Annotated in this window: 22 protein-coding genes; 12 read left to right on the top strand and 10 right to left on the bottom strand. The window is 64.1% G+C overall.

Annotation, left to right across the window (positions count from 1 at the left end; translation table 11 throughout):
- Nucleotides 1–139 precede the first annotated feature (139 nt).
- From OPIT5_03425 to OPIT5_03405, 5 genes are all read left to right on the top strand, one after another.
- On the top strand, nt 140–1267 hold the full coding sequence (locus OPIT5_03425; protein ID AHF89459.1) for a 3'-5' exonuclease: 1128 nt from the start codon (nt 140–142) through the stop codon (nt 1265–1267).
- A 99-nt stretch (nt 1268–1366) separates the two neighbouring features.
- Nucleotides 1367–1624, top strand: coding sequence for a hypothetical protein (locus OPIT5_03420; protein ID AHF89458.1), 258 nt, complete (start codon nt 1367–1369; stop codon nt 1622–1624).
- A gap of 135 nt (nt 1625–1759) precedes the next feature.
- On the top strand, nt 1760–2770 hold the full coding sequence (locus OPIT5_03415; GenBank protein AHF89457.1) for an RNA 3-phosphate cyclase: 1011 nt from the start codon (nt 1760–1762) through the stop codon (nt 2768–2770).
- A gap of 11 nt (nt 2771–2781) precedes the next feature.
- Nucleotides 2782–3867, top strand: coding sequence for a prephenate dehydratase (locus tag OPIT5_03410; GenBank protein AHF89456.1), 1086 nt, complete (start codon nt 2782–2784; stop codon nt 3865–3867).
- 390 nt (nt 3868–4257) lie between these two features.
- Nucleotides 4258–5283: a peptide chain release factor 2 gene (locus OPIT5_03405; protein AHF89455.1), complete on the top strand. Its 1026-nt coding sequence runs from the start codon at nt 4258–4260 to the stop codon at nt 5281–5283.
- Between the two features lie 47 nt (nt 5284–5330).
- Here OPIT5_03405 and OPIT5_03400 read toward each other — a convergent pair whose 3' ends face one another.
- The 6 genes from OPIT5_03400 to OPIT5_03375 form a co-directional block, all read right to left on the bottom strand.
- Nucleotides 5331–5804 carry a transposase gene (locus OPIT5_03400; GenBank protein ID AHF89454.1) on the bottom strand — a complete coding sequence of 158 codons (474 nt, stop codon included), beginning with the start codon at nt 5802–5804 and terminating at the stop codon, nt 5331–5333.
- The gene (locus tag OPIT5_03395; protein AHF89453.1) at nt 5801–6268 is read right to left on the bottom strand and encodes a transcriptional regulator; all 468 of its coding nucleotides are present in this window, start codon (nt 6266–6268) and stop codon (nt 5801–5803) included. The genes OPIT5_03400 and OPIT5_03395 overlap by 4 nt, the downstream gene beginning before the upstream one ends.
- 123 nt (nt 6269–6391) lie before the next feature.
- Nucleotides 6392–7420: a hypothetical protein gene (locus OPIT5_03390; protein AHF89452.1), complete on the bottom strand. Its 1029-nt coding sequence runs from the start codon at nt 7418–7420 to the stop codon at nt 6392–6394.
- A gap of 21 nt (nt 7421–7441) precedes the next feature.
- Entirely contained in the window at nt 7442–8293 is an 852-nt protein-coding gene (locus tag OPIT5_03385) for a ligase (protein ID AHF89451.1), read from the bottom strand.
- 103 nt (nt 8294–8396) lie between these two features.
- Nucleotides 8397–9329 carry a dTDP-4-dehydrorhamnose reductase gene (locus OPIT5_03380; protein ID AHF89450.1) on the bottom strand — a complete coding sequence of 311 codons (933 nt, stop codon included), beginning with the start codon at nt 9327–9329 and terminating at the stop codon, nt 8397–8399.
- A 146-nt stretch (nt 9330–9475) separates the two neighbouring features.
- Nucleotides 9476–10114, bottom strand: a complete 639-nt coding sequence (locus OPIT5_03375) for a pyridoxamine 5'-phosphate oxidase (GenBank protein ID AHF89449.1) — start codon at nt 10112–10114, stop codon at nt 9476–9478.
- Nucleotides 10115–10336: 222 nt separating this feature from the next.
- Here OPIT5_03375 and OPIT5_03370 point away from each other — a divergent pair, with 222 nt between their 5' ends.
- From OPIT5_03370 to OPIT5_03350, 5 genes are all read left to right on the top strand, one after another.
- Nucleotides 10337–10516, top strand: coding sequence for a 50S ribosomal protein L32 (locus OPIT5_03370; GenBank protein ID AHF89448.1), 180 nt, complete (start codon nt 10337–10339; stop codon nt 10514–10516).
- Between the two features lie 64 nt (nt 10517–10580).
- Nucleotides 10581–11699: a fatty acid synthesis protein PlsX gene (locus OPIT5_03365; protein AHF89447.1), complete on the top strand. Its 1119-nt coding sequence runs from the start codon at nt 10581–10583 to the stop codon at nt 11697–11699.
- Nucleotides 11700–11738: 39 nt separating this feature from the next.
- On the top strand, nt 11739–12719 hold the full coding sequence (locus tag OPIT5_03360; GenBank protein AHF89446.1) for a 3-oxoacyl-ACP synthase: 981 nt from the start codon (nt 11739–11741) through the stop codon (nt 12717–12719).
- A 7-nt stretch (nt 12720–12726) separates the two neighbouring features.
- Entirely contained in the window at nt 12727–13806 is a 1080-nt protein-coding gene (locus OPIT5_03355) for a hypothetical protein (GenBank protein AHF89445.1), read from the top strand.
- A gap of 1 nt (nt 13807) precedes the next feature.
- The gene (locus OPIT5_03350; GenBank protein AHF89444.1) at nt 13808–14359 is read left to right on the top strand and encodes a hypothetical protein; all 552 of its coding nucleotides are present in this window, start codon (nt 13808–13810) and stop codon (nt 14357–14359) included.
- A 47-nt stretch (nt 14360–14406) separates the two neighbouring features.
- On the opposite strand, the gene OPIT5_03345 is transcribed toward OPIT5_03350, so the two are convergent.
- The 4 genes from OPIT5_03345 to OPIT5_03330 form a co-directional block, all read right to left on the bottom strand.
- Complete coding sequence (locus OPIT5_03345) at nt 14407–15726, bottom strand: dihydrolipoamide acetyltransferase (GenBank protein ID AHF89443.1); 1320 nt, start codon at nt 15724–15726, stop codon at nt 14407–14409.
- A 157-nt stretch (nt 15727–15883) separates the two neighbouring features.
- The gene (locus OPIT5_03340) at nt 15884–16864 is read right to left on the bottom strand and encodes a pyruvate dehydrogenase subunit beta (GenBank protein AHF89442.1); all 981 of its coding nucleotides are present in this window, start codon (nt 16862–16864) and stop codon (nt 15884–15886) included.
- Between the two features lie 56 nt (nt 16865–16920).
- Nucleotides 16921–18054 carry a dehydrogenase gene (locus OPIT5_03335; GenBank protein ID AHF89441.1) on the bottom strand — a complete coding sequence of 378 codons (1134 nt, stop codon included), beginning with the start codon at nt 18052–18054 and terminating at the stop codon, nt 16921–16923.
- A 121-nt stretch (nt 18055–18175) separates the two neighbouring features.
- Complete coding sequence (locus OPIT5_03330; GenBank protein AHF89440.1) at nt 18176–18745, bottom strand: NUDIX hydrolase; 570 nt, start codon at nt 18743–18745, stop codon at nt 18176–18178.
- 92 nt (nt 18746–18837) lie between these two features.
- On the opposite strand from OPIT5_03330, the gene OPIT5_03325 reads away from it, so the two are divergent.
- On the top strand, nt 18838–19470 hold the full coding sequence (locus OPIT5_03325; protein AHF89439.1) for a hypothetical protein: 633 nt from the start codon (nt 18838–18840) through the stop codon (nt 19468–19470).
- 72 nt (nt 19471–19542) lie between these two features.
- Nucleotides 19543–21261 (top strand): fimbrial assembly protein, encoded by a 1719-nt coding sequence (locus OPIT5_03320; protein AHF89438.1) that lies wholly within the window; start codon nt 19543–19545, stop codon nt 21259–21261.
- Nucleotides 21262–21275: the final 14 nt, after the last annotated feature.

The raw sequence follows: 21275 nt of genomic DNA, 5'->3' as shown, positions 1-21275 counted from the left end.
GGCGGGATTTTGCTAATGGCTCTTTCCCGTGCTGACCGGCGGGGTCCCCTCCGCGGCCGGTTGGCCTCCCGGATTATTCATAAACCATTCGATGCCCAAGCGCCTGTTTTCACGCATCCTTCCACGTCGTCTCCGCTGTATGCTCGGAGTAAAAATTCCTGCCCGCCCGCCGTCTTTCCAGTTGATCGACCAGCCTGCGCAACTCGCGCCGCTCCTTGCCGCCATCGACCGCGTCGACGAGGTCGCCCTCGATACCGAGGCGGACAACATGTACCACTACCACACGCGGGTGTGCCTCCTGCAATTTCTCGTCGACGGCGATGTCTACCTCGTCGACCTGATGCCCCCGCTGCCGCTCGCGCCGCTCTGGGAAAAGCTTTCGAAAAAACACCTCGTCATGCACGGCAGCGATTTCGATCTGCGCCTGCTGCACGACCTCTGCGAGTTTCGCCCGAAAAGCCTGTTCGACACGATGCTGGCCGCCCAGCTTCTCAACCGCAAACGCATCGGTCTGGCCGCGCTCCTCTCCGATCATTTTGGCGTCACGCTCGACAAGGGGGGCCAGAAAGCCAACTGGTCCCGGCGCCCGCTCACCGCCAAGCTCCTCGATTACGCCTCGCTCGATGTCTGGCACCTTTTCGAACTGCGCGACATCCTCACCCGCGAACTCGGCCGGCTCGGCCGGCTCGAGTGGCTCGACCAGCAATGCCGGCGCCAGATCGAATCCGGCGCGCTCGGTTTCCCGGACGATGACGAACACGCGTGGCGGGTCGGCCCGGTCGATCGCCTCCGCGGACGCGGCCTCGGGACCTTGCACGCCGTCTGGCACTGGCGCGAGGAGTGGGCCGAAAAGCTCGACGTGCCGCCCTTCAAGGTCTGCAACAACGATTTTCTCTTCCGCATGGCCCTTGCCGCCGAACGCGGCGACGCTCCCGAATCCATCCTTGCGACCGTCAATCTCGGCAAACGCCACGGGCGCCTCGCGCCCTCGCTTGCCGCGGCGGTCCGCGCCGGTTACGCGCGCGACCCGCAGACACTCCCGCGCCGTCCGCGCGCCGAGCGCACCTCGCTGTCCGTCGAGGAGACCGCCCGGCAGGATCGCTTCAAGGCCGTCCGCGACCAGGTCGCCGCGAAACTCGAACTCGATCCCACGCTGATCGCCAACCGCTCCCAGCTCGTGCAGATTGCCCGCGATCCTGCGCGGATCGGGGAAGTCCTGCTGCCCTGGCAAGCCGAGCTGCTCCGGCCCGAAACCGGGCGGGCCTGATCCGGAAAACCGCAAATTCCCGGATTCATTTACATCTCCTGCTTGCCAAAGCCCGAAATGGTTCCCAACGTCCGCCTTTCAAGTCATTCGCTCTCCCCTATGAAATCCAAAGCCCTTCTGTCTCTCGGCCTCTGTGTTGCGATCGTCTCGCTCTCCGGATGCGCCACGCAACAGACCCGCACAGGCCGTACGACCAACGTCCTGGGAGGTCTCGTCACCGTGAAAACCGGTTATTGGCAGAGCCCCAGCCCGACGACGATCGACGGCAACGTCAACGAGCTCTGGGGAGACGCGGGCAACCCGAGCGGCACGCAGGTCTCGCTCGGCTGGGGCCTGATCACCGCCAACGACTACTGAGCCCGTCGGCAGTCCGACACCCTTTCGCCCGCCGGTTTCCTCCGGCGGGTTTTTGTTGGACCGGCGGCGCCACGCCTCCTTTTCAAGGTTGCTTCGCCGGGAGAGCGCCCCTTTTTCTCGCCCCTTCTTTCTCGCATGGCCTTCAACCTGAAACTGGTGCTCAAGGCACTTCTCTTTTCCTCCAGCCAGCCTCTTTCCATCAAGGATATCCAGACGATCCTGGCGCGGTTTCACGAACAGGCGGCCCGGCACCCCGCCATCGAAGCCGAGGACGAAACCGCTGCGTCCGCTGACCCCGTTGGCGATCCGGATGGCGCAGTGGACGCATCCGCTGAACCTGCCGCCCCGGTTGCTCTCGCCGAATCCGGAACCGCCTCCGAAGCCCCCCCCCCCTCGTCCGACGCTGGCGATACCGCCGTCGAACCCGTGCCGGAACCCGTCGATGACGATTCGCTCTACCGCGACGTGCCCTCGCTGGTCACCGCCGCGCAGATACGCGAAGTGATGGACGAGCTCGCCGCCGATTTCCGCGCCGCCAACGACATCTATTTTCTCGTCGACGGGGCACAGGGCTACCGTCTCGTCACGCATCCGCGCTTCGCGCGCTGGATTCGCATCATGCGCGACGAGCCCCCGCCCGTGAAACTCTCGCAGTCGGCGCTGGAAACGCTCGCCGTCGTCGCCTACCGCCAGCCCGTGACCCGTTCCGAAATCGAGTCGATCCGCGGCGTCTCTGCCGACGCCGGCCTCAACAAGCTGCTCGAACGCGAACTCGTTTACATCGTCGGCCGCGCCGACCTGCCGGGCCGTCCGTTGCAATACGGCACCACGGACAAGTTCCTCGAATTTGTCGGGGTGAAATCGCTCGTCGAGCTCCCTGCCTCCGACGTGCTTTCCCCGCGCCAGATCGACGAATGGCTCAACCGCTCCGCCAACACCACGCCCCCCGCCGATGCCGAGATGGGCTTGCCGCTGGAGGACGGCGAGGGCGACTCGCCGAGCCTCGAAACCGTGGAAGTCGCGCACGAACCGGCGGAGCCCGTCGCCGACATCGGGGACGTTGTCAGCGAGCCCATCACCGAAGCGGATCCCGGCCCGGACGACTCCGTATCTCCCGACAACCCGAACCCTGAACTCCAGGCCTGAACTCTGTCCCCATGTCCGATCCTCTCCTGCCTCTCCGCGAAAACATCGACCGGCTCGACCGCCAGATTGTCGAACTCCTCAACCAGCGCCTCGCGCATGCCACCGAAATCGGCCGGCACAAGCGCAGCACCGGCGGCCAGATCTACGTGCCCGAGCGCGAGGACGCCGTCCTGCGGAAAGTCGTGTCCTTCAACCAGGGGCCGATCAAGGACGAGGCCCTGCGCGCCATTTACAGCGAGATCATGTCGGCGGCCATCGCCCTCGAAAAACCGCTCCGCATCGCCTACCTCGGCCCCGAGGCGACCAACACCCACCAGGCCGCGCTGAAAAAATTCGGCGCCAGCGTCGACTACCTCGCGCTCACGACGTTCGCCGACATCTTCACCTCGGTCGAGAAAGGCGAGACCGATTACGGCATCATTCCGATCGAAAACTCCACCGAAGGCTCGGTGCGCGACGCGCTCGACCAGTTTGTGACCTCCGACCTCAAGGTCGTGGCGCAGACGCATCTCGAAATCGCCTACTGCCTCATCACGCGCGAACCGCTGGAAAAAATAACCCGCGTCCTTTCCAAGGACCAGGCCCTCGCACAGTGCCGGCTCTGGCTCCAGTCGCACCTGCCGCACGCCACGCTCGTCGATGCGCCGAGCACCGCGCGCGCCGTGCAGATCGCCGGCGCCGAACCGGGCGTCGCCGCCGTGGCCACCGAACTTGCCGCCACGCACTACAACGTGCCCATCGCCGCGAAAAACATCCAGGACAAGGCGGGCAACACCACGCGCTTTTTTGTCATCGGCAAAAAACCCACAGGCCCGGTCGGCGGCGGGCGCGACATGACCAGTCTCCTCATCTCGCTCGGCGAGGAAGGCTCCGTGCAACCGGGCGCGCTGCTCCGCATGCTCGACCCCTTTGCGAAGCGGGGCATCAACCTTTCGAAGATCGAGTCGCGCCCCAGCAAACTGCGTCCCTGGGATTATTACTTCTACCTCGATGTCACCGGCCACTACAGCGACGCCCTGATGAAGGAAGCGGTGGCCGAATTGCGGACCTTCTGTCCGCTCGTGAAATGGCTCGGCAGTTATCCATCGGGGAACTGAACGCAACGTGGCGCGGGCTTTTTCTCCCAAACGCCCGCCTCCGGAGTGGCACGGCCATCCTGGCCGTGGACGGCGCGGAGCGCCGCCGGTGTGTTTTCAGCCGCTGCGGAGAGGCAACGGATGCGGGCGGGATGCACCGCGCCACTGCCCCCCTCTGTTCTCCGCTCTCAGATAAAGGTTGCCCCGTCGGCGTCGCGTTGCGGTCATGACCGTTTCATTTTTCCGGCCCGCACGATTTTTTTTAACACAACACCACAACCATCCGCCACACCATGATCGCACCCGAGACTTTCGACCACATCGAGAACATCAAACGCCGCGCCGGGCATTTATGGAGGTTTCTTTAACGGGGAACAGAAACTCCGCGAGATCGAGGCGCTCGAAGCGCAGATGGGCGCTCCCGATTTCTGGGACAACAATGACCGCGCCCAGAAACACATCGCCAAACTCAACGGCCTGAAGCGCGTCATCCTCCCGCTTGTCGCCTTCCGCAAGAAAATCGATGACCTCGATGCGCTCAACGAACTGATCGAGCTTGGCTCGCCCGCCGAGCAGGAAGAGTTCGGCGCCGAACTCGCCACCCAGGCCAATGCGATGGTGGCCGAACTCGACGACCTCGAGATTAACGCCTTCCTCACCGGCCAGTTCGACCGCAACAACGCCATCTTCTCGATCCAGGCCGGCGCTGGCGGCACCGAGTCCAACGACTGGGCCGACATGCTTTTTCGCATGTACACGCGCTGGGCCGAGCGGCGCGGCTTCGAGATCGAGGTGCAGGATGTGCAACCCGGCGACCAGGCCGGCATCAGCAAGGCCACGCTCCTCATCAAGGGCGAAAACGCCTACGGCTACTGCAAGGCCGAGCGCGGCGTGCACCGCCTCGTGCGCATCTCGCCGTTCGATTCCAACCAGCGCCGCCACACCTCGTTTTGCGCCGTGGACGTGATCGCCGAGATCGACGACGAAATCAAGGTGGACATCCCCGAGGATGAATTGCGGATCGACGTTTACCGCTCCTCCGGCAAGGGCGGCCAGGGCGTCAACACGACCGACTCCGCGGTGCGCATCACGCACTTGCCGACCGGCCTCGTGGTCGTCTGCCAGAACGAACGTTCCCAGCTCAAGAACAAGGCCAGCGCCATGAGCATCCTCAAGGCCCGCCTGTATGAGAAAAGGCAGGACGAGCAGCGCGCCGAGATGGACCGGTTTTACGGCGAAAAGGGCGAGATCGGCTGGGGCGCGCAGATTCGCAGCTACGTGTTGCAGCCCTACCAGATGGTAAAGGACCTGCGCACGGGCGTGAGCACGAGCGACACCCAGGCGGTGCTCGACGGCGACATCGACCGCTTCATCAACGGCTGGCTCCGCGCCGGCTGCCCCCGCCACCGCAACAAGGATATCCAGATGGAGGACTGAGCGCGGGGCGCGAGAATCAAGAATTAGTAATTAAGAATTAGAGCATATTAAATAAAACTGTAACCGCATGCGGCGAACCAGCCAAGTGCGTCTTGGGGAGTGACGGAGCGTAACGCGGAGGCGACAGCCTTGAGGAGGTCGGGGTGATTACGCGCCTGAGCCTTGCGAAGGAGGGCCTTCACCTTGCTCCACATCATCTCGATGGGGTTGAGGTCGGGGGAGTAGGCGGGAAGGAAGCGGACCTGGGCGCCGACCTGTTCGATCAGGGCGAGGGTGTGTTCGTTTTTATGGGAGCCGAGGTTGTCCATGACGACGATGTCGCCTGGACGCAGCGAGGGGACCAGCACCTCGCGCACGTAGGCCTGGAAGACCTCGGTGTTGGTTGCTCCCTTGATGGTCATGCACGCGGTGGTGCCGTCCAGCCGCACCGAGGAAATCATCGTGGTGGTGTTCCAGTGGCCGTGCGGGGCGTGGCAGACCAGCCGTTTTCCTTTGGGCGAGCGGCCCCGCAAACGCGTCATGTTCGTCTTGGCCGCCGACTCGTCGATAAAGACAAGCCGGGCCGGATCGAACGCGCCCTGGCCGCGTTTCCATCCGCGACGCGCCTTGGCAATATCCGGGCGGTTTTGCTCGGCCGCATGGAGCGTCTTTTTTTATATGTCAGTCCCAGCTTCGCGAGCACCTGATGGATCGCCGGAATCGTGCAGACCAGATCGAGGCGCTCCTTGATCTCGGCCAAGGTCAGGTCCGGATGCCTCGCCACCAACGCCTTCAGCTCCTGGCCGCGTTCAGGCAACAACCGCGCCTTCCTTCCGGAAAACCGGTGCCTGGCTTCGATCTGCCCTGTCCTGCGCCTTTGCATCAACAGCTTCTTGACCATCCCCAACGACACCCGGAAACGCTTCGCTACCTCCTCCTGCGTCCACTCTCCCTCATCGTAGGTCTCCACTATCCGGCGCCTCAAATCCAAAGAAATGCTTTTCATCCCGAAAAATTGAACCATCTATTCCAAAATAGATACAGTTTTATTTAAAATGCTCTAAAAATCGGGTGATCGCGTTCCGCCCGTTTCGGGAAGCGTTCGTTTCAATTCTTAATTCTTAATTCCTCATTCAATCACATCCACCGGCGTCCCCACGCTGACGAGGTCGAGCAGGGCCAGCGCATTCCAGTTGGCCAGACGGAAGCAGCCGTGCGATTCGGTGCGGCCGACTTTCTCCGGCTCCGGCGTGCCGTGGATGCCGTAACCGGGCCGGTCGAGCCCCACCCAGGCGAGGCCCACCGGATTGTTCGGCCCGGGCGGCAGGATCAGCTTGCGGCCGAGTTCACGCGCCTCCGCGGATTCAGGGAACGTCGCCGGGTCGAAGGTGTAGTCGGGCCGATGAATGATCACCGTGACATGCAATTCACCGACGGGGCGTTTTTCGACATTGCGCGCGATGCTCACCGGGAAATGCGCGAGGAGTTTTCCGTCGGCGTTGCGCGCCTGGAGCGTGCGCGTTTCGAGGTGAATCTGCACGCGGGCAGCTTTGCTCCGGACCCGGACCCGGGCCGGCGTTCCGACTGGCGGGGCCACGTCGGGGATGGTGATAACCGCGCCGGGCTCCACATGGTCCCAGTCCACGCCGGGGTTGATTTGCCGGAGAAACGCCGGATCGGCATGCGCCTGCTCGGCCACCATTTCGAGAACGGTTTCCCACGACAGCGCGGTCTGCTGCGACTTGCCGAGCCAGGTCGGACTCAGCGGCAGGAGCATGGCGAGATCCTCTTCGGTGACGGTGCGTGTGGTCAGCGGCGGTGTGTCGAGCTGAAGGCGTTCCTGCGTTGCGGCGTCCAGGGCGGCGGTTTCGGGCAGGTCTTCGTTGCGTTGCCAGGCGCGGAGCGCGGCGAGGGTCTGGGCGCCGACCTTGCCGTCGATCGCGCCGCTCGAAAAATCACGCCGCGCGAGCGCGATTTGCGCCTCCAGCCAGTTGGCCGCGGGGCGCGGATAAATCTCGTGCGGAGCGGGCAGGGGAGGGAGCGGCGGCGGTTTTTCGAATGCGATCGGCGGAGGTTTGGCGGAGAGCGTTCCGGCAACGAGGAGCGCGAGCGGCAGGAGCCGGAAGGCGCGGGGGCAGGGGACGCGGGAAAACATCATGCAGGGCGCGTGCGACAGGGGTTAGCGAAAAGCGTTCCATTCGGGCGAGGCGTAGTGCCCGGCGAGCGCATCGAGTTCGCCTTCGGCAAAGTCGGGCCACGGTGTCTCTTCGGCTTCCAGACGCAGCACGCGGGCGAGCGCGGCGGTGAAGGCGTCGTAAAAGGCGTCGCGGTCGAACGCACGCGGAGAGCCGGAGTCCGCCGGCAGCGCGGTTTCGGCGGCGGGACACCAGACGGAGCCCTGGAAGAGGAGTCCGTTCTTCGTGCGTTTCTGGGCGGCGCCGGCGATTTTCTGTCCGGTGCGGGCGTCGATGACATCGAAGGGTTCGGCCTGCACGAAACACACGGAGGCAGCAGCGGGAGCGGCGGCATTCCTGCCGCTGCGACGACGCGAAGCGTCGCCAGAGTTACCTGTGTCAGGCAGCGGCAGGAATGCCGCCGCTCCGGGCTGGCTTGCGGGATCCTGCAACCGGACGTTGGCGCCTTGCGCGGCGAGCGCGTCGGCGAGCGCCTGATGGATGGCGCGGTAGCTTTCGATGGCGCGGGCGGCTTCGAGATCGTGGCCGCGCGGGATCACGAGCGCGTAAGTCCAGTCGTCGCGATGATCGACCACGCCGCCGCCGGTGGGCCGCCGGCAGAGTTCGAGGCGGTTGCCGCTGACGGGATCGTCCTCGCCGCCGCCGGGAAGCTGCGCGCGCACGGCGGCGATCTTCTGGCTGTAGCCGAAGGTGAACGCCGGGCGGTGCCAGCCGTAATGGCGGAAGCGGGCGGCGGGCATGTCACCGGTTTCCGGATACCGTTTCAGGAGGAGAAAATCCGCCGCCATGTTTTCGGCGGCGCCGGCGGAGCGGATCGGAAGGAGATGGAGAGGCATGGGAGAAAATTTATTGGCCCACGAAACACACGAAAAGACACGAAAAAAGACACCTGTATCCGCATTCTGCTTTTCGTGTGTTTCGCGGGCTCCTTTCCGGTCCTCAGTCCTGCGCGAAGTACCATTCGCGGAAGGGCGGCGGGACGACGAGCTGGTCGAGTTGCGCGTCGAAGGATTCGACGGCGGTCTTGATGTTACCGGCGAGCGGCTTGAGGATGAGGCTGAGATCGGCCGGGCGCGTGGCCGCGGCGGCGGGATCGCTGGCGCGGGACACGGGGATGAGTGGCGCGGCGGCCTCGCCGAGCTTGAAATGCGCGCGGATGCGGCGGGCGATGTCGTAGCGCGAAAGCGTTTCGCTGCCGGCCCAGTGAAACACGCCGCGCAACGCCGGGCGTTCGCACAGTTCGAGCAACACCTCGGCGAGGTTTTCCGCCGTGCAGGGTTGGCGAAACTCGTCGGTAAACAGGCGGGGCGCGCGGCCTGCCGCCCAGTCGGCGAAGAGCTTTTCGTGCAGGCTGCGCCGGCCGGAAAGGCTGTTGCCGGTGAGCAGCGGGGCGCGCACCGTGGCGGCAAACTCGGGCGCGGCGGCGGCGAGGGCCTGCTCGCTGGCGAGTTTCTGGCGTCCGTAGCGGTTGAGCGGCGAGGGCGACGCGCTCACCGCATAGGGCGGATGCGAGCCGTCAAAAACCTGCTCGGACGACACGTGCACGAGACGCGCGCTGAGGTGATGGGCGACGGTCGCCAGCTCGGCGGGCAGGTCGACGTTGAGGCGTTGCGAGAGCACGGGTTCGGCGTCGCAGCGGGCGGGGTCGGCGATGGCGGCACAGTTGACGATCGCGTCGGGAAACATGTCGAGCACGGTCGTGGTGATCGCGCCGGGGGTGAGCAGATCCGCCTCGAGGTGCCGGGCGGCGCCTTCGATGTTGTTCCGGTAGCTGCCGCCGAGGACGGCGAGCACGCGATGCCCGCGGCGCTTCGCCGCGCGGGCGAAAGCACTGCCAACCAGACCGGACGCACCGGTGAGAAAGATGTTCATACGGGGAGGAGGCTGAAAACGGAAAAGCTGAAATGCTGAAAACTGAAAAGCTGAAATCAAACCTTCCGAACAACTGCCAGACCACATCCGCAAAACTCCGGTCTTTCAGCTTTTCAGATTTCAGCATTTCAGCTTTCAGGCAAAGGCTACGGAGCCAGGCGTTCGACAATCCACTCGCCGCTCTCGTTGCGGCGGTAGCGGAGCCGGTCATGCAGGCGGCTGCGGCGGCCCTGCCAGAACTCGACCGTCTGCGGCACGAGCCGGAAGCCGCCCCAGTGCGGCGGCAGCGGCACCTCGCCGTCGGCATATTTTTTTTCCACGGCCTTGAAGCTGTCCTCCAGTGTCTTCCGGTTCGGGATCACCGTGCTCTGCGGCGAGGCCCAGGCGCCGAGCTGGCTGGCGCGCGGCCGGCTGTGGAAATACGCGGCGCTCTCCTCGCGGCTGATCCGGGTCACCGCGCCCTCGGCGATCACCTGCCGTTCGAACGGATACCAGGGAAACAGCAGGGAAGCGTGCGGGTTGAGCGCGAGTTCGCGGCCCTTGCGGCTCTCGTAGTTGCCGAAAAAGACAAAACCACGCCCGTCCAGCCCCTTGAGCAGCAGGATGCGCGACGACGGCCGCCCGTCGGGCGTGGAGGTCGAGACGACCATGGCGTTGGGCTCGGGCAACCTGGCCGCCTGGGCCTCCTGGAACCACTTGTCGAACTGGCGGAAGGGGTCGCGGGCGAGGTCCTTTTCGAGGAGCCCGGCCAGGGAGTAATCTTTGCGGAGGTCGGAAAGAGCCATGATTGCCGTCGACGATGCGCTCGCGTCCGCCGGCTGTCGCGCCCAAAAATGGACTTTGCGCGCGCAAGGCAGCCAGGTTCCCGCTTTCTGTTTTCCCCGCAATCCCGTCTTGACCCGGTCTCGCCGGACCTTAGCCATAGTTCCTTTTCGCCCGACGCAGCCTTGTCTGCGGGCCGGTTACATATTGTCTTTAACGATCTTAATTTTTAATCCACCAGTACCATGGCCAATCCGAAACGCAAGCAGTCCAAGAGCCGCAGCTCCCATCGCCGCACCGCCAACGCCTTCAAGGCTCCCGAAATCAGCCGCGATCCCGCTGACGGCAGCGCCGTGCTCCGCCACCGCGTCAACACCAAGACCGGCATGTATCGCGGGCGTCAGGTTCTCGATGTGACGGTCTGAGCGGGCCCTTCGGGGCGCGTTCCGGTCACATCGACAGCCTATACCAAACCCTCCATCACCCGCGATGGTTCCGCATACCGGCGACACCGGCCGCATTGCTATCGATGCAATGAGCGGCGATCTCGGACCTTCCGAAGTCGTCGCAGCCGTGAAGCTGGCTTTCGACGAGTTCCCGCAGATCAACCCGATCACGCTCGTCGGTGCGGAGGAGGTTCTCCGTCCGCTCATCAGGCAGAACGGGCTCGACCACCTTCCCGAGCCGCGCCTCGCCGTGCAGCACGCCAGCGAGGTCATCACCATGGAGGACAAGCCCCTCAAGGCCCTGCGCGCCAAGAAGGACTCGTCCATGGTCCGGGCCATCGAGCTCGTGAAAAAAGGCGAGGCCGCCGCCATCCTCAGTTGCGGCAACACCGGCGCGCTCATGGCCGGCGGCACGCTCCGCCTGCGCACGCTCGACGGGATCGACCGTCCCGCGCTTTCCGCCATTATCCCGAGGAAAAACGGCTATTTCGTCCTCATCGACGCCGGCGCCAATCCCCTCGCCGAGCCCGAGCATATCGCGCACAACGCCCTCCTCGGGCATCACTACGCCCGCGTCATCCTCGGCGTCGAAAGCCCCCGTATCGGCCTGCTCACCATCGGCACCGAAGAAGGCAAGGGCAACCAGCTCACCGCCGCCGCCCACACCATGCTCAAGCAGGTCGGCGCCACCGGGCTGCTCGATTACATCGGCCCCACCGAAGGCTTCCAGATTTTTACCGATCACTGCGACGTGGCCGTGTGCGACGGTTTTACCGGCAACCTTCTTCTCAAGAGCTGGGAATCGCTCCTCCACTTTTTCTCCGGCGAGCTCAAGACCGAGCTCAAGGGCAACCCCATGCGCATGGCCGGCGCCCTCCTCTCGGGCGGCGCGTTCCGGGCGCTCAAGAGCCGGCTCAATCCCGAGCGCTACGGCGGGGCGCCGCTCCTCGGGCTGCGCGGCAATGTGCTCAAGGCCCACGGCTCTTCAAACCGCGCGGCGATCAAGAGCGCCATCCTCTCCGCCAGCAAACTCATCCGCGCCGACCTGCTTTTCCACATCGAGAGCGATGCCGCCCGGCTCAATGCCGCCATCGCTCCCGTTTCCGCTTCTTCAACCAATGCACCGGTTTCCGGTGCCTCCGCCCCGACAGTCACCCCGTAATGCGGAGGTGACCGGCCGGCTCTCCTGCAAACCCTTTCCATGTCTTCCTCTGCCTTCGCGATCCTCGGCACCGGCTCTTTCGCCCCGGCCAACGTGCTCACCAACGAAGAACTTTCGCGCCGCGTTGACACTTCCGACGAGTGGATCGTCACCCGCACCGGCATCCGCGAGCGCCGCATCGCCCGTCCCGACGAATCCACCTCGTCCATGGCCGCCGCCGCCGGCAGCGCTGCCATCGCCGACGCCGGTCTCACGCCTGCCGATATCGATCTGCTCATCGTCGCCACCTGCACCCCTGACCAGCCGCTCCCCGCCACCTCCACGATCGTCCAGACCCGGCTCGGTCTCACCGACAACACCGCCTGCTTCGATCTCAACGCCGCCTGCTCCGGTTTCATCTACGGGCTCGACACCGCCTGGGCGATGCTTTCCAGCGGCCGTTACCGGCACGCGCTCGTCATCGGCGCGGACAAGCTCTCCACCTTTCTCGACTGGAGCGACCGTTCCACCTGCGTCCTGTTCGGCGACGGCGCCGGCGCCATCGTCCTCGGACCCTCGAAAGAGGGCTCGTCGGCCCGCGTCATCGGCTCCCGCCTCGGTGCCATTCCCGGTACGGCCGATCTGCTTTACATCCCGGGTGGCGGCAGCACGCCGCCCTCGCCGGATTCCCCCCGCTCCATTCACATGAAAGGCCGCGAGGTCTTCAAGTACGCGGTCCGCGGCATGCAGGAATCCGCCCGCGCGCTCATCGCACGGCACGGCATCGACCCGGCCGACATCGCCTGCGTGATTCCCCACCAGGCCAACCTCCGCATCATCGAGGCGATCGCCCAGTACCTTCATTTTCCGCTCGACCGTTTCTTCATCAACCTCGACCGCTACGGCAACACCTCCGCGGCCTCCATTCCCATCGCGCTCGACGAGGCCCGCCGTGCCGGACGCATCAGCCAGGGCGACCTCACCCTTCTCGTTGCCTTCGGGGCGGGCTTGACCTGCGGGTCCGCGCTGGTTCGCTGGTAGCCATTTTATGCTCCCGCACTCCCGGCTACGCCGACTGGCCCGTTTCGTTTTCCTCGCCACCCTTGTCGCCGCCACCTTCCTGGCAGGCCCCCCGCTCCGTGCTGCGCTCGTCTGGACCCCCGCCGGCGGCTGGCAGGTCGAAGGCGGCGCGCTCGCCCCGTGGTTTTCCTCGGCCGACGGCCGCAACGCCCTCGAGCTGATGAACAAGGCCCGCGCCGACGAGGAGGCCGGCCGCACCTCCGCCGCGATCAAGGGCTACATCAAGGTCACCAAAAACTACGCCACCTCGATCTACGCCCCCGAAGCCCTTTTCCATCTCGGCAGGCTCTACGAAAAGGAACGCAAATACCCCAAGGCCTTTGATTCCTACCAGGATATCGTTACCAAGCATCCCAATTTCAACAAATTCAACGAGACCATCGGCGCCCAGTACCGCATCGCCACCGGGCTCGTCGACGGCGCCCGTGGCCGCATCTTCGGCATCTTTCCGGGCTTCCGGAACCGCGGCAAGGGCATCGAGCAGCTCGAAAAGATTCTCGTGAGCGCCCCGTACAGCGAGTACGCCCCGCTTTCCCTCATGGCCATCGCCAAGGGCCACACCAAAATGGGCGACCCCGACGGTGCGATCGATGCGCTCGACCGCATGATCAACAATTACCCGCAGAACTTCCTCGCTCCCGACGCCTACATCAAGCTCGCCCAGGCGCACGCCGACCTCGTTTCCGGACCCAACTACGACCAGGCATCCAGCCAGCAGGCGCTCACCTACTTCGAGGATTTTCTCATCCTCTTCCCCAATGATCCCAACGCCGCCGCCGCCACCCGCGGCGAAAGCGACATGCGCAGCATGCTCGCGCAAAGCCGGATCAACATGGGCAATTTTTATTACCGGCACCGCTCCAATTACACCGCCGCCCGCGTTTTTTATAACGAAGCGATCACGCTTTATCCCGATTCTCCGGTCGCGGCCGATGCCAAAAAACTTCTCGCCGAGGTCGACGCTTCCGAAGCCCGCAGCAAGAGCAGGGAGGAAGCCGCGCCCGACCGCTCCACTCCCGCCCCGCAAAAGCGTTTCTGGATTTTCTGACATGCGCCGCCGCTTCGCCGTCGCCCCTCACCGCCCGGCCGTCGCTGCCGGCCTCCTCGCTTTCGCCGTCTGCACGCTTTTCGCGCTGGCCGGTTGTTCCGGCTATCGGCTCGGTACGGGAGTCCGCGCTCCGTTCGACACGCTCTATATCGCTCCGGTGGGTGACTCCGCCGCCGTCCCGCAAGCCCAGGCGGTAGTGACCACGCAACTACGCGAGGCGTTTTTGCGCGACGGCCGTGTGATACTCGTCAATACACCGGAAGACGCCGACGCCGTCCTCCGCGTGGATCTCGTCGGTTACGACCGCAACGCCACGGTGGCGCGTTCCGATGACACCGGGCTGGCGCGCAAATTCGATGTGAAGCTCGAGGCGAAAGTCTCCCTGGTGGACATGCGGGAAAAAAAGCCTCTCTTCGCCAACCGCATGATCGTCGCCGAGCGCCAGCTTTTCGCCGACAACAACCAGCAGATCCAGGCAGAATACCAGTTGCTGCCGCTGCTGGCCGAAACGCTCGCGGACAAGGTCCGCGGGGCGGCGCTGGACACCTGGTAAAGGAGCCGCGGCATTCCCGCCGCGGCCAGCCTGTAGTTGCGCGCGTATTACACGAGCAGCAGCAGCGGGTTCTCCAGCACTTCCTTGAGTGCTCCGAGGAATTTCGCGCCGACGGCTCCGTCCACCACGCGGTGATCGCAGCTCAGGGTCAGCGTGAGCACCTGGCCGATGACGATCTGGTCATTTTTCACCACCGGTTTCCTGACCGTCGTGCCGACGCCGAGGATCGCGGCATTGGGCGGATTGATGATCGGCGAAAAACGCGGAATGCCCATCATGCCGAGATTGCTCACGCAGAAAGTGCCGCCGCTGAACTGGTCGGGCTTGAGTTTTTTGTCCTTGGCGAGCTTGCCGAGCGTCCTGGCTTCGGTCGCAATCTGCACGACGCTCTTGTCGTGCGCATCGCGGACGACCGGTGTAATCAGCCCGTCGTCGATGGCCACGGCAAAGGAAACATGAGCCGCGGCGTGGTACTTGATGGCAGTATCGGTCCAGGAAGCGTTGACCGCCGGCACGCGGCGGAGGGCCTCGGCGCAGGCTTTGAGGATGAAGTCGTTGACGGAGACCTTGACGCCGGATTGTTCGAGCGCGGTGTTGAGCTGCTGCCGGAGCGTGAGGAGCGGTTCGGCGTCGATGTCGATATCGAGATAGAAGTGCGGGATCGTGGTCTTCGATTCGAGGAGGCGTTTGGCGATGACGCCGCGCATGGTCGATACGGGCACGGAGCGTTCTTCCTGGATCGGCCCTTTGCCGAGGATCACTTGGGCGGTGGCGGAAGTGGCGGGTTTGCCGGCTGCCGGTTTGGCGGGCGAGGCGGTGCCGGCTTTTTCGGCGGCGAGCACGTCTTCGCGGAGGATGCGGCCGCCGGGTCCGCTGCCCTTGATCGTGGAGGGGTCGATGCCCTTGCTGCGGGCGAGCTTGCGGGCGAGCGGCGAGATGCGCAGGCGTTCGTCGTCGGCGCCGCTTGCCGGAGCCGCATCGGCCTCGGGGGCCGGCGCAGGGGTGGCGGCGGATGCGGGGGCGGCGGGGGCCGGAGCGGGTTCGGCGGATTTGTTTTCCGGTTTCGCTTCGGCGGGAGCTTCGGCTGCGGGAGCGGCAGGAGCGGCTTCGGGGGCATCGACTTTTTCCCCGGGTTTTCCGACGGCGCAAAGCGGGGCGCCGATGGCGACCTGGGAACCGGCCGGCGAGAAGATTTTGAGGAGCGTGCCGTCGAAGAAACATTCGAGCTCCATCGTGGCCTTGTCGGTCTCGACTTCGGCCAGCATGTCGCCGGTGGCGACGGTGTCGCCTTCCTTCTTGAGCCACTTGACCAGCGTTCCCACCGTCATGGTGTCGCTGAGTTTCGGCATTTCGATGATGTCGGCCATGGTGCGTGCGTTGTTAAGGTGTGGATGCGGAAAGAAAAGAAACTAACCACAGAGACACGGAGGCACAAAGAAAATGCACAGGGTGTTTTCCGAAAACTTCTTTGTGGCCCGGTCTCTGTGTCTCCGTGTCTCTGTGGTTAACAGGTCTGTTGGCTTGTCAGCCGTTGACGGTGGCGAGGGCGGCCTTGAGCACGCGTTGCGGGTTGGGCAGCTGTTCGGCCTCGACGGGCGGGCTGTAGATGGCGGGCGCGTCAATGGTGGCGAGGCGCTGGATGGGGCCGTCGAGTTCGTCGAAGGCTTCGTTCTGGATCATGAAAGCGAGTTGCGAGCCGACGCTGGCGAAGGGTTTCTGCTCCTCGACGATGAGCACGCGGTGGGTCTTGGCGACGGATTTCCTGACGGTGTCGAAATCGAGAGGGCGGATGGTGCGCAGGTCCACGATCTCGGTGGAGATGTCGTGCTCTTTCTCCAGGATGGCGGCGGCGGCGAGCGAATGGAGGACGGAGCGGCCGTAGGTGACGATGGTGAGATCGGTGCCTTCGCGTTTCACGTCGGCCACGCCGAGGGGGATGAGTTCGCCGTTGTCGGGGACTTCGCCTTTCTCGCCGTAGAGGATGGTGTTTTCCAGGAAGAAAACGGGGTCGTTGTCGCGGATGGCGGACTTGAGGAGGCCCTTGGCATCGCGTGCGGTGGAGGGGACGACGACTTTCACGCCGGGGTGATTGGCGAGGACGTTTTCCGGCGTGTGCGAGTGGGTGGCGCCGACGTTGGTGCCGCCGTTGGCCGGGCCGCGGATGACGATGGGGCAGTTGATAAGGCCGCCGCTCATGTAACGGACATTGGCGGCATTGTTGAGGATCTGGTCGAAGGCGACCGAGTAGAACGACCAGAACATGAGTTCCATGACGGGCCGGATGCCGAGCATGGAGGCGCCGACGCCGAGGCCGATGAAGCCGGCTTCGGAGATCGGCGTGTCGACGATGCGCTTGGGGCCGAACTTTTCGAGGAGCCCTTCGGAGACCTTGTAGGCTCCGTGGAACTGGCCGACTTCCTCGCCGAGGAGGACGACGTTTTCGTCACGTTCGAGTTCTTCGGCGAGAGCGGCGCGGACGGCTTCGCGGTAGGTGATGACGGGCATGGTGTGTGGAAAAACTGAAAGGCTGGAAGCGGAAATGAAGGTGAGTGCGGTGCGCGTTACGCGAAAAAGAGGCGTCCTTTGGAGGTGCGCTGGTCGGGGTGGTCGGCTTCCCAGTAGACGTCGCGCTGGATGTCGTCGGGCGTGGGGAAGGGACTGGCCTCGGCGAAGTCGGCGGCGGTGTCGGCCTCGGCGCGGGCTTCGGCATCGATCTGCTCGATGAGGGCGTCGGTGAGAACCTTCTCGCCGAGGAGAGTCTGCTGGAAGAGATGGATGGGGTCCTTGGTCTTCCGGTATTCCTCGATCTCGTCGCGGGTGCGGTAGGTCTTGTCGGGATCCGCCACGGAGTGGCCGCGGTAACGGTAGGTGTCGATCTCGACGACGGCGGGTTTGGATTCCTCGCGGGCGCGGGTGAGCAGCGCGTGCATCTTGGCGCGGACTTCGTAGAGATCGTGGCCGTTGATGACTTCCCATTTCATGTCGTAGCCGGCGGCGCGGGTGGCGAGTTCGCCGGCGGAAGAGCGGGCTTGGCTCGTGCCCATCGAGTAGCCGTTGTTCTCGATGACGAAAATGCAGGGGAGATCCCAGAGAGCGGCGAGGTTGTAGGCTTCGTGGACTGCGCCCTGGTTAACGGCGCCGTCGCCCATGAAGGCCATCGCGGCGCCCTTGAGTCCGCGGTATTTTACCGCGTAGGCGAGGCCGGTGCCGAGAGGGATCTGGCCGCCGACAATACCGTGGCCGCCCCAGAAGTTGCGCGAGGGATCGAAGTAGTGCATCGAGCCGCCCTTGCCTTTGGAGCAGCCGGTGGCCTTGCCGTAGAGCTCGGCCATCAGCGATTTGGTGTCCATGCCGACGGCGATGGCGTGGCCGTGGTCGCGATAGGCGGTGATGACGTGGTCATGCTCGCCCATGAGGGAACAGCAGCCGACAGCGACGGCTTCCTGGCCGATGTAGAGATGGAGAAAACCGCCGATCTTCTTGGCCTGATAAGCACGCAGGGAACGCTCCTCGAAGCGGCGGATGCGGACCATCTTGCGGTAGAGTTCCAGGCGAGCCTCGGGAGTGAGGCCGGCATTGACCGGAGCTTGGGCGGCGGCGGGGCAAGTGACTCCGGCAGGGGCGGGGGTATCGGCAGGCGGAGCTGGTTTTCGGGCGGATTTCGACTCGGCGGTGGCAGTGTTTTTTTTGCTCACGATGGCGGTTGTGATTGAAATGAAACGGTAAAGTGTTCGGTCGCGGAACTGGAAATCAAGAGTGTTCGGTTTGCAACTTTCGCAGTGTCAGCAGGAAAACTGATACTCCGACCGGCGGATATTATGCGTGGTCGTGGGCGAGGGTGGCGTCGCCGCTGTTGCCGCCGATGACCTGTTCGGTGGTGATATCGAGCGGACGCCCGGGCGCGCAGTTGGCACGGAGGGCAACGAAGCCGTGGCGGTGACGGTCGTAAATCTGCCAGAGCGCGGTGCGGTCGGTTTCGGGGAGGGGGAGTTTTTCGAGTTCGGTGCGGGAGAAAAAACCGAAATGGCCTTCGCTGATATCGGGAGGCAGGTGCGGGACGGGTTTTTTGCAGCGGAAGAGAAAGAGGAGCCAGTGGGATTGGCCTTCGTAGGCTTTTTCCGCGATCATGGCGAAGAGATGGAGGTCGGCGGATTCGACCTCGAAGCCGGTTTCCTCGCGGGTCTCCCGGACAGCGCATTCAAAGGGGGATTCCCCGAGGGCCGTTTCGAGCTTGCCGCCGATCGGGCTCCAGGCGCCGGCGTTGGGCTGGCGGGCGCGGAGGATGAGGAGATGTTCGCCACGGCTGTTTTCGAGGAAGACGAGGACGGCGATCTTGTGCGAGAGGACGGCGGCGGACGATAGCGGTGGTGGTGGCAGCGAGGACATGATGCGGGCGGTGCGCGCAACAAACTTTAGCAGGACGAATCTTTGAGCGTGACGAGCGTGCGGGCTTCCTCAATGGTTTTGTGATTATCCCCATGAAATTGCCACAAGTCATTCGCCGGATAGTTCCATTTTTCGTGGTTGCTGCTGTTGCCGCCGTTGCCCAGCCCGTTCCGGGCGGGGCCGAGGGCAGCAAGAAAACAGTGGAGGTCAGCAACGTAAGATTCAACAAGGTGCGCGGACCCGGCTCCTCCGACCAGTGGCTGGAGAGTGAAGTCGAGCTCAACGTCAAGGCCCCCGGGAGCGGTTCTGACCGGTTTCTCAACCGGGTGCGCGTGACGCTCAATCTCGCGGTCGAGGTCACGCCGGCGCCCAAAGACGGTCCGGCGATCCAGCTCTATCGCAGTTCGGCGGAGGCGGTTGCGCTCGAGAACGGCCGTTCCTGGGTGCGTTTTTACCTGCCGCCCGAGATCGTGAAGCGCGACGGTGTGCCGGCCAACCCGAAATATTATCTGGTATCGCTCGCGGTCGATGGCGCGGAAGTGCCGCGGGAAGCGCTGGGCCGGGCCGCCATTTCCTCCGGCTTGCCGAACGCCGAGACTTTCATGACCGAAATCGCCGGCAAGGCCGGGGCCAACGACGGGCTTTTGCAGCCCCAGTATCTCACTCCGTTTCTGACGGATTCCAGCAAGAAAACATCAACCTTCATCCGTCGGGAACAACTTTGATCGTGTTGTCGCAAGTTTGTTCTTGCTGCAATCCGGCGATTCTGAAATCGACACGACTTTCACTCTTCCCCTATGGCATCCCCTCGAGTTCTCGCCGTTGATTGTGGCGCTGGCCACGTTGCATGTGGTCTCTTTACCAGAGATAAAGCCGGGCGGCTGACCCTCGAGCGTCTGGCGCTCGATACGTTCAATCCCGACGCTGCCCAGGAAGCCGACTGGCCCCGGTTTTTCGGCGAATCGCTGGCCGAGATCGTGAAGCGGGAAAAATTTTCCGGACCGGTCACACTCGCCCTTCCCGGTCACCACACGCTGAGCAAGTTCATCAAGACACCGGCGGTAGACAAATCGAAACGCGAGCGGATCATCGCCTTCGAGGCCCAGCAAAACATCCCTTACCCGCTCAGCGAAGTGGTCTGGGATCATGTGACGGTGGCGGATGACGGCCTCGACATGGAAGTCATGCTGGCCGCCGCCAAGCTCGACGTGGCCGAGGCCATCTGCGGCGCGGTAGCCGAAGCCGGCCTCACGGTCGAAAACGTGACGGCTTCCACGGTCTCGGCCTTGCGCTGTTTCCGGGCGAGCTATCCGGAACTTGCCGGCGGGGCGATCATTGTCGATATCGGCGCCCGTTCCACCGATCTGATCTTTGTCGAGCAGCAGAAGTTTTTCATCCGCACCATCCCGCATGCCGGGAACACGATGACCCAGCTCGTGGCGGACGAGATTCATCAGGACTTTTCGCATAGCGAGGCCCTCAAGGTGCAGGTTCTGAGCGGCCAGAGCGAGTTACCGGAAAATTCTCCGGCGCGTCTGGCGGTGAACAATGCAGTCCAGAGTTTTATCAGCCGCCTCGCCCTGGAAATCACCCGCTCCACGGTCAACTACCGGCGCCAGAGCGGGGCTGCGCAGCCCGAAGCGCTGCTGGTCACCGGTGGCGGTTCGCTCATTCCCGGCCTGGCGGAACAACTCGGGGAGCGGCTGAAAATGCCGGTCGAGAATTTCGACCCTCTCCGCGCGGTCAAGACGACCGCGAGGACGGCCGACGCCGCCCAGGTGGCTCCGCTTCTTCCTGCACTGGTTGGCCTCGCGGTGGCCCCGGCCAAGGATGAAAAAATCCTCAGCATGGTGCCGCCATCGATCCGGAAGCGCCTCGAATTCCAGGCCCGCACCACCTGGATCGTGGCGGCGGCAGCGATCGTTCTCCTGGCGTTTGTGCCTCCGATGGTCCAGACCTTCCGGCTCGGCCAGAGTCTCAACAAGCAACTCAGTCGACTCAACGACGCGGTGCTTCCGCTTCAGGTGGTCCAGGACAAGAATGATGCCAACCTTCGCAAGATCGAGACCATCCGGGCGCAAGTGAACGCCATCCACGGTCTGGCCGAAACCAAGTCCAACTGGATCAATTTCTTCTCCGATCTTCAGGGACGCCTCGAAAAAACCGGAGACGTCTGGCTCGACCAGCTCGAAGTGATGCGCGCAGGCGGCGGCGGGGGGGGCGGACCCGGTGGAGGCGGTGGCGGAGGCCTGTTCGGCGGCGGCGGTGGTCAGGCGCCGGCTCCGGCAAATGACGACAAAACCGTGCGCCTGCATGTCAGCGGACGTCTTCTCGACGTGAAAAATCCGGTTTCCCGTGTCAGCCAGGATTCCTACGAAAAAGTCCGCAGCCTGATCCAGGGTTTCAGCGACTCGCAATTTATCTCGGCGGTCGAAAGCGAAAAATTCGATCCCAACACGCCAGGCATTCTCCAGTTTGACTTCGTACTCGTGGTCGATCCGAAGCGTCCTCTCTGAACCGCTCCCTCCCC

This window comes from Opitutaceae bacterium TAV5 (assembly GCA_000242935.3).
Classification (GTDB): Bacteria; Verrucomicrobiota; Verrucomicrobiia; order Opitutales; family Opitutaceae; genus Geminisphaera.
The sequence above is the reverse complement of the archived record's forward strand: the minus strand, read 5'-3'. Positions and strand labels throughout refer to the sequence as shown.

What these genes read in the sequence shown, in the direction of transcription:
- OPIT5_03340 (AHF89442.1), bottom strand. Translation starts at nt 16,864, where the DNA reads ATGCCCGTCATCACCTACCGCGAAGCCGTCCGCGCCGCTCTCGCCGAA.
- OPIT5_03380 (AHF89450.1), bottom strand. Translation starts at nt 9,329, where the DNA reads ATGAACATCTTTCTCACCGGTGCGTCCGGTCTGGTTGGCAGTGCTTTC.
- OPIT5_03410 (AHF89456.1), top strand. Translation starts at nt 2,782, where the DNA reads ATGTCCGATCCTCTCCTGCCTCTCCGCGAAAACATCGACCGGCTCGAC.
- OPIT5_03325 (AHF89439.1), top strand. Translation starts at nt 18,838, where the DNA reads ATGAAATTGCCACAAGTCATTCGCCGGATAGTTCCATTTTTCGTGGTT.
- OPIT5_03350 (AHF89444.1), top strand. Translation starts at nt 13,808, where the DNA reads ATGCGCCGCCGCTTCGCCGTCGCCCCTCACCGCCCGGCCGTCGCTGCC.
- OPIT5_03365 (AHF89447.1), top strand. Translation starts at nt 10,581, where the DNA reads ATGGTTCCGCATACCGGCGACACCGGCCGCATTGCTATCGATGCAATG.
- OPIT5_03360 (AHF89446.1), top strand. Translation starts at nt 11,739, where the DNA reads ATGTCTTCCTCTGCCTTCGCGATCCTCGGCACCGGCTCTTTCGCCCCG.
- OPIT5_03370 (AHF89448.1), top strand. Translation starts at nt 10,337, where the DNA reads ATGGCCAATCCGAAACGCAAGCAGTCCAAGAGCCGCAGCTCCCATCGC.
- OPIT5_03415 (AHF89457.1), top strand. Translation starts at nt 1,760, where the DNA reads ATGGCCTTCAACCTGAAACTGGTGCTCAAGGCACTTCTCTTTTCCTCC.
- OPIT5_03390 (AHF89452.1), bottom strand. Translation starts at nt 7,420, where the DNA reads ATGATGTTTTCCCGCGTCCCCTGCCCCCGCGCCTTCCGGCTCCTGCCG.
- OPIT5_03400 (AHF89454.1), bottom strand. Translation starts at nt 5,804, where the DNA reads ATGACGCGTTTGCGGGGCCGCTCGCCCAAAGGAAAACGGCTGGTCTGC.
- OPIT5_03375 (AHF89449.1), bottom strand. Translation starts at nt 10,114, where the DNA reads ATGGCTCTTTCCGACCTCCGCAAAGATTACTCCCTGGCCGGGCTCCTC.
- OPIT5_03330 (AHF89440.1), bottom strand. Translation starts at nt 18,745, where the DNA reads ATGTCCTCGCTGCCACCACCACCGCTATCGTCCGCCGCCGTCCTCTCG.
- OPIT5_03425 (AHF89459.1), top strand. Translation starts at nt 140, where the DNA reads ATGCTCGGAGTAAAAATTCCTGCCCGCCCGCCGTCTTTCCAGTTGATC.
- OPIT5_03320 (AHF89438.1), top strand. Translation starts at nt 19,543, where the DNA reads ATGGCATCCCCTCGAGTTCTCGCCGTTGATTGTGGCGCTGGCCACGTT.
- OPIT5_03405 (AHF89455.1), top strand. Translation starts at nt 4,258, where the DNA reads ATGGGCGCTCCCGATTTCTGGGACAACAATGACCGCGCCCAGAAACAC.
- OPIT5_03420 (AHF89458.1), top strand. Translation starts at nt 1,367, where the DNA reads ATGAAATCCAAAGCCCTTCTGTCTCTCGGCCTCTGTGTTGCGATCGTC.
- OPIT5_03355 (AHF89445.1), top strand. Translation starts at nt 12,727, where the DNA reads ATGCTCCCGCACTCCCGGCTACGCCGACTGGCCCGTTTCGTTTTCCTC.
- OPIT5_03385 (AHF89451.1), bottom strand. Translation starts at nt 8,293, where the DNA reads ATGCCTCTCCATCTCCTTCCGATCCGCTCCGCCGGCGCCGCCGAAAAC.
- OPIT5_03395 (AHF89453.1), bottom strand. Translation starts at nt 6,268, where the DNA reads ATGAAAAGCATTTCTTTGGATTTGAGGCGCCGGATAGTGGAGACCTAC.
- OPIT5_03345 (AHF89443.1), bottom strand. Translation starts at nt 15,726, where the DNA reads ATGGCCGACATCATCGAAATGCCGAAACTCAGCGACACCATGACGGTG.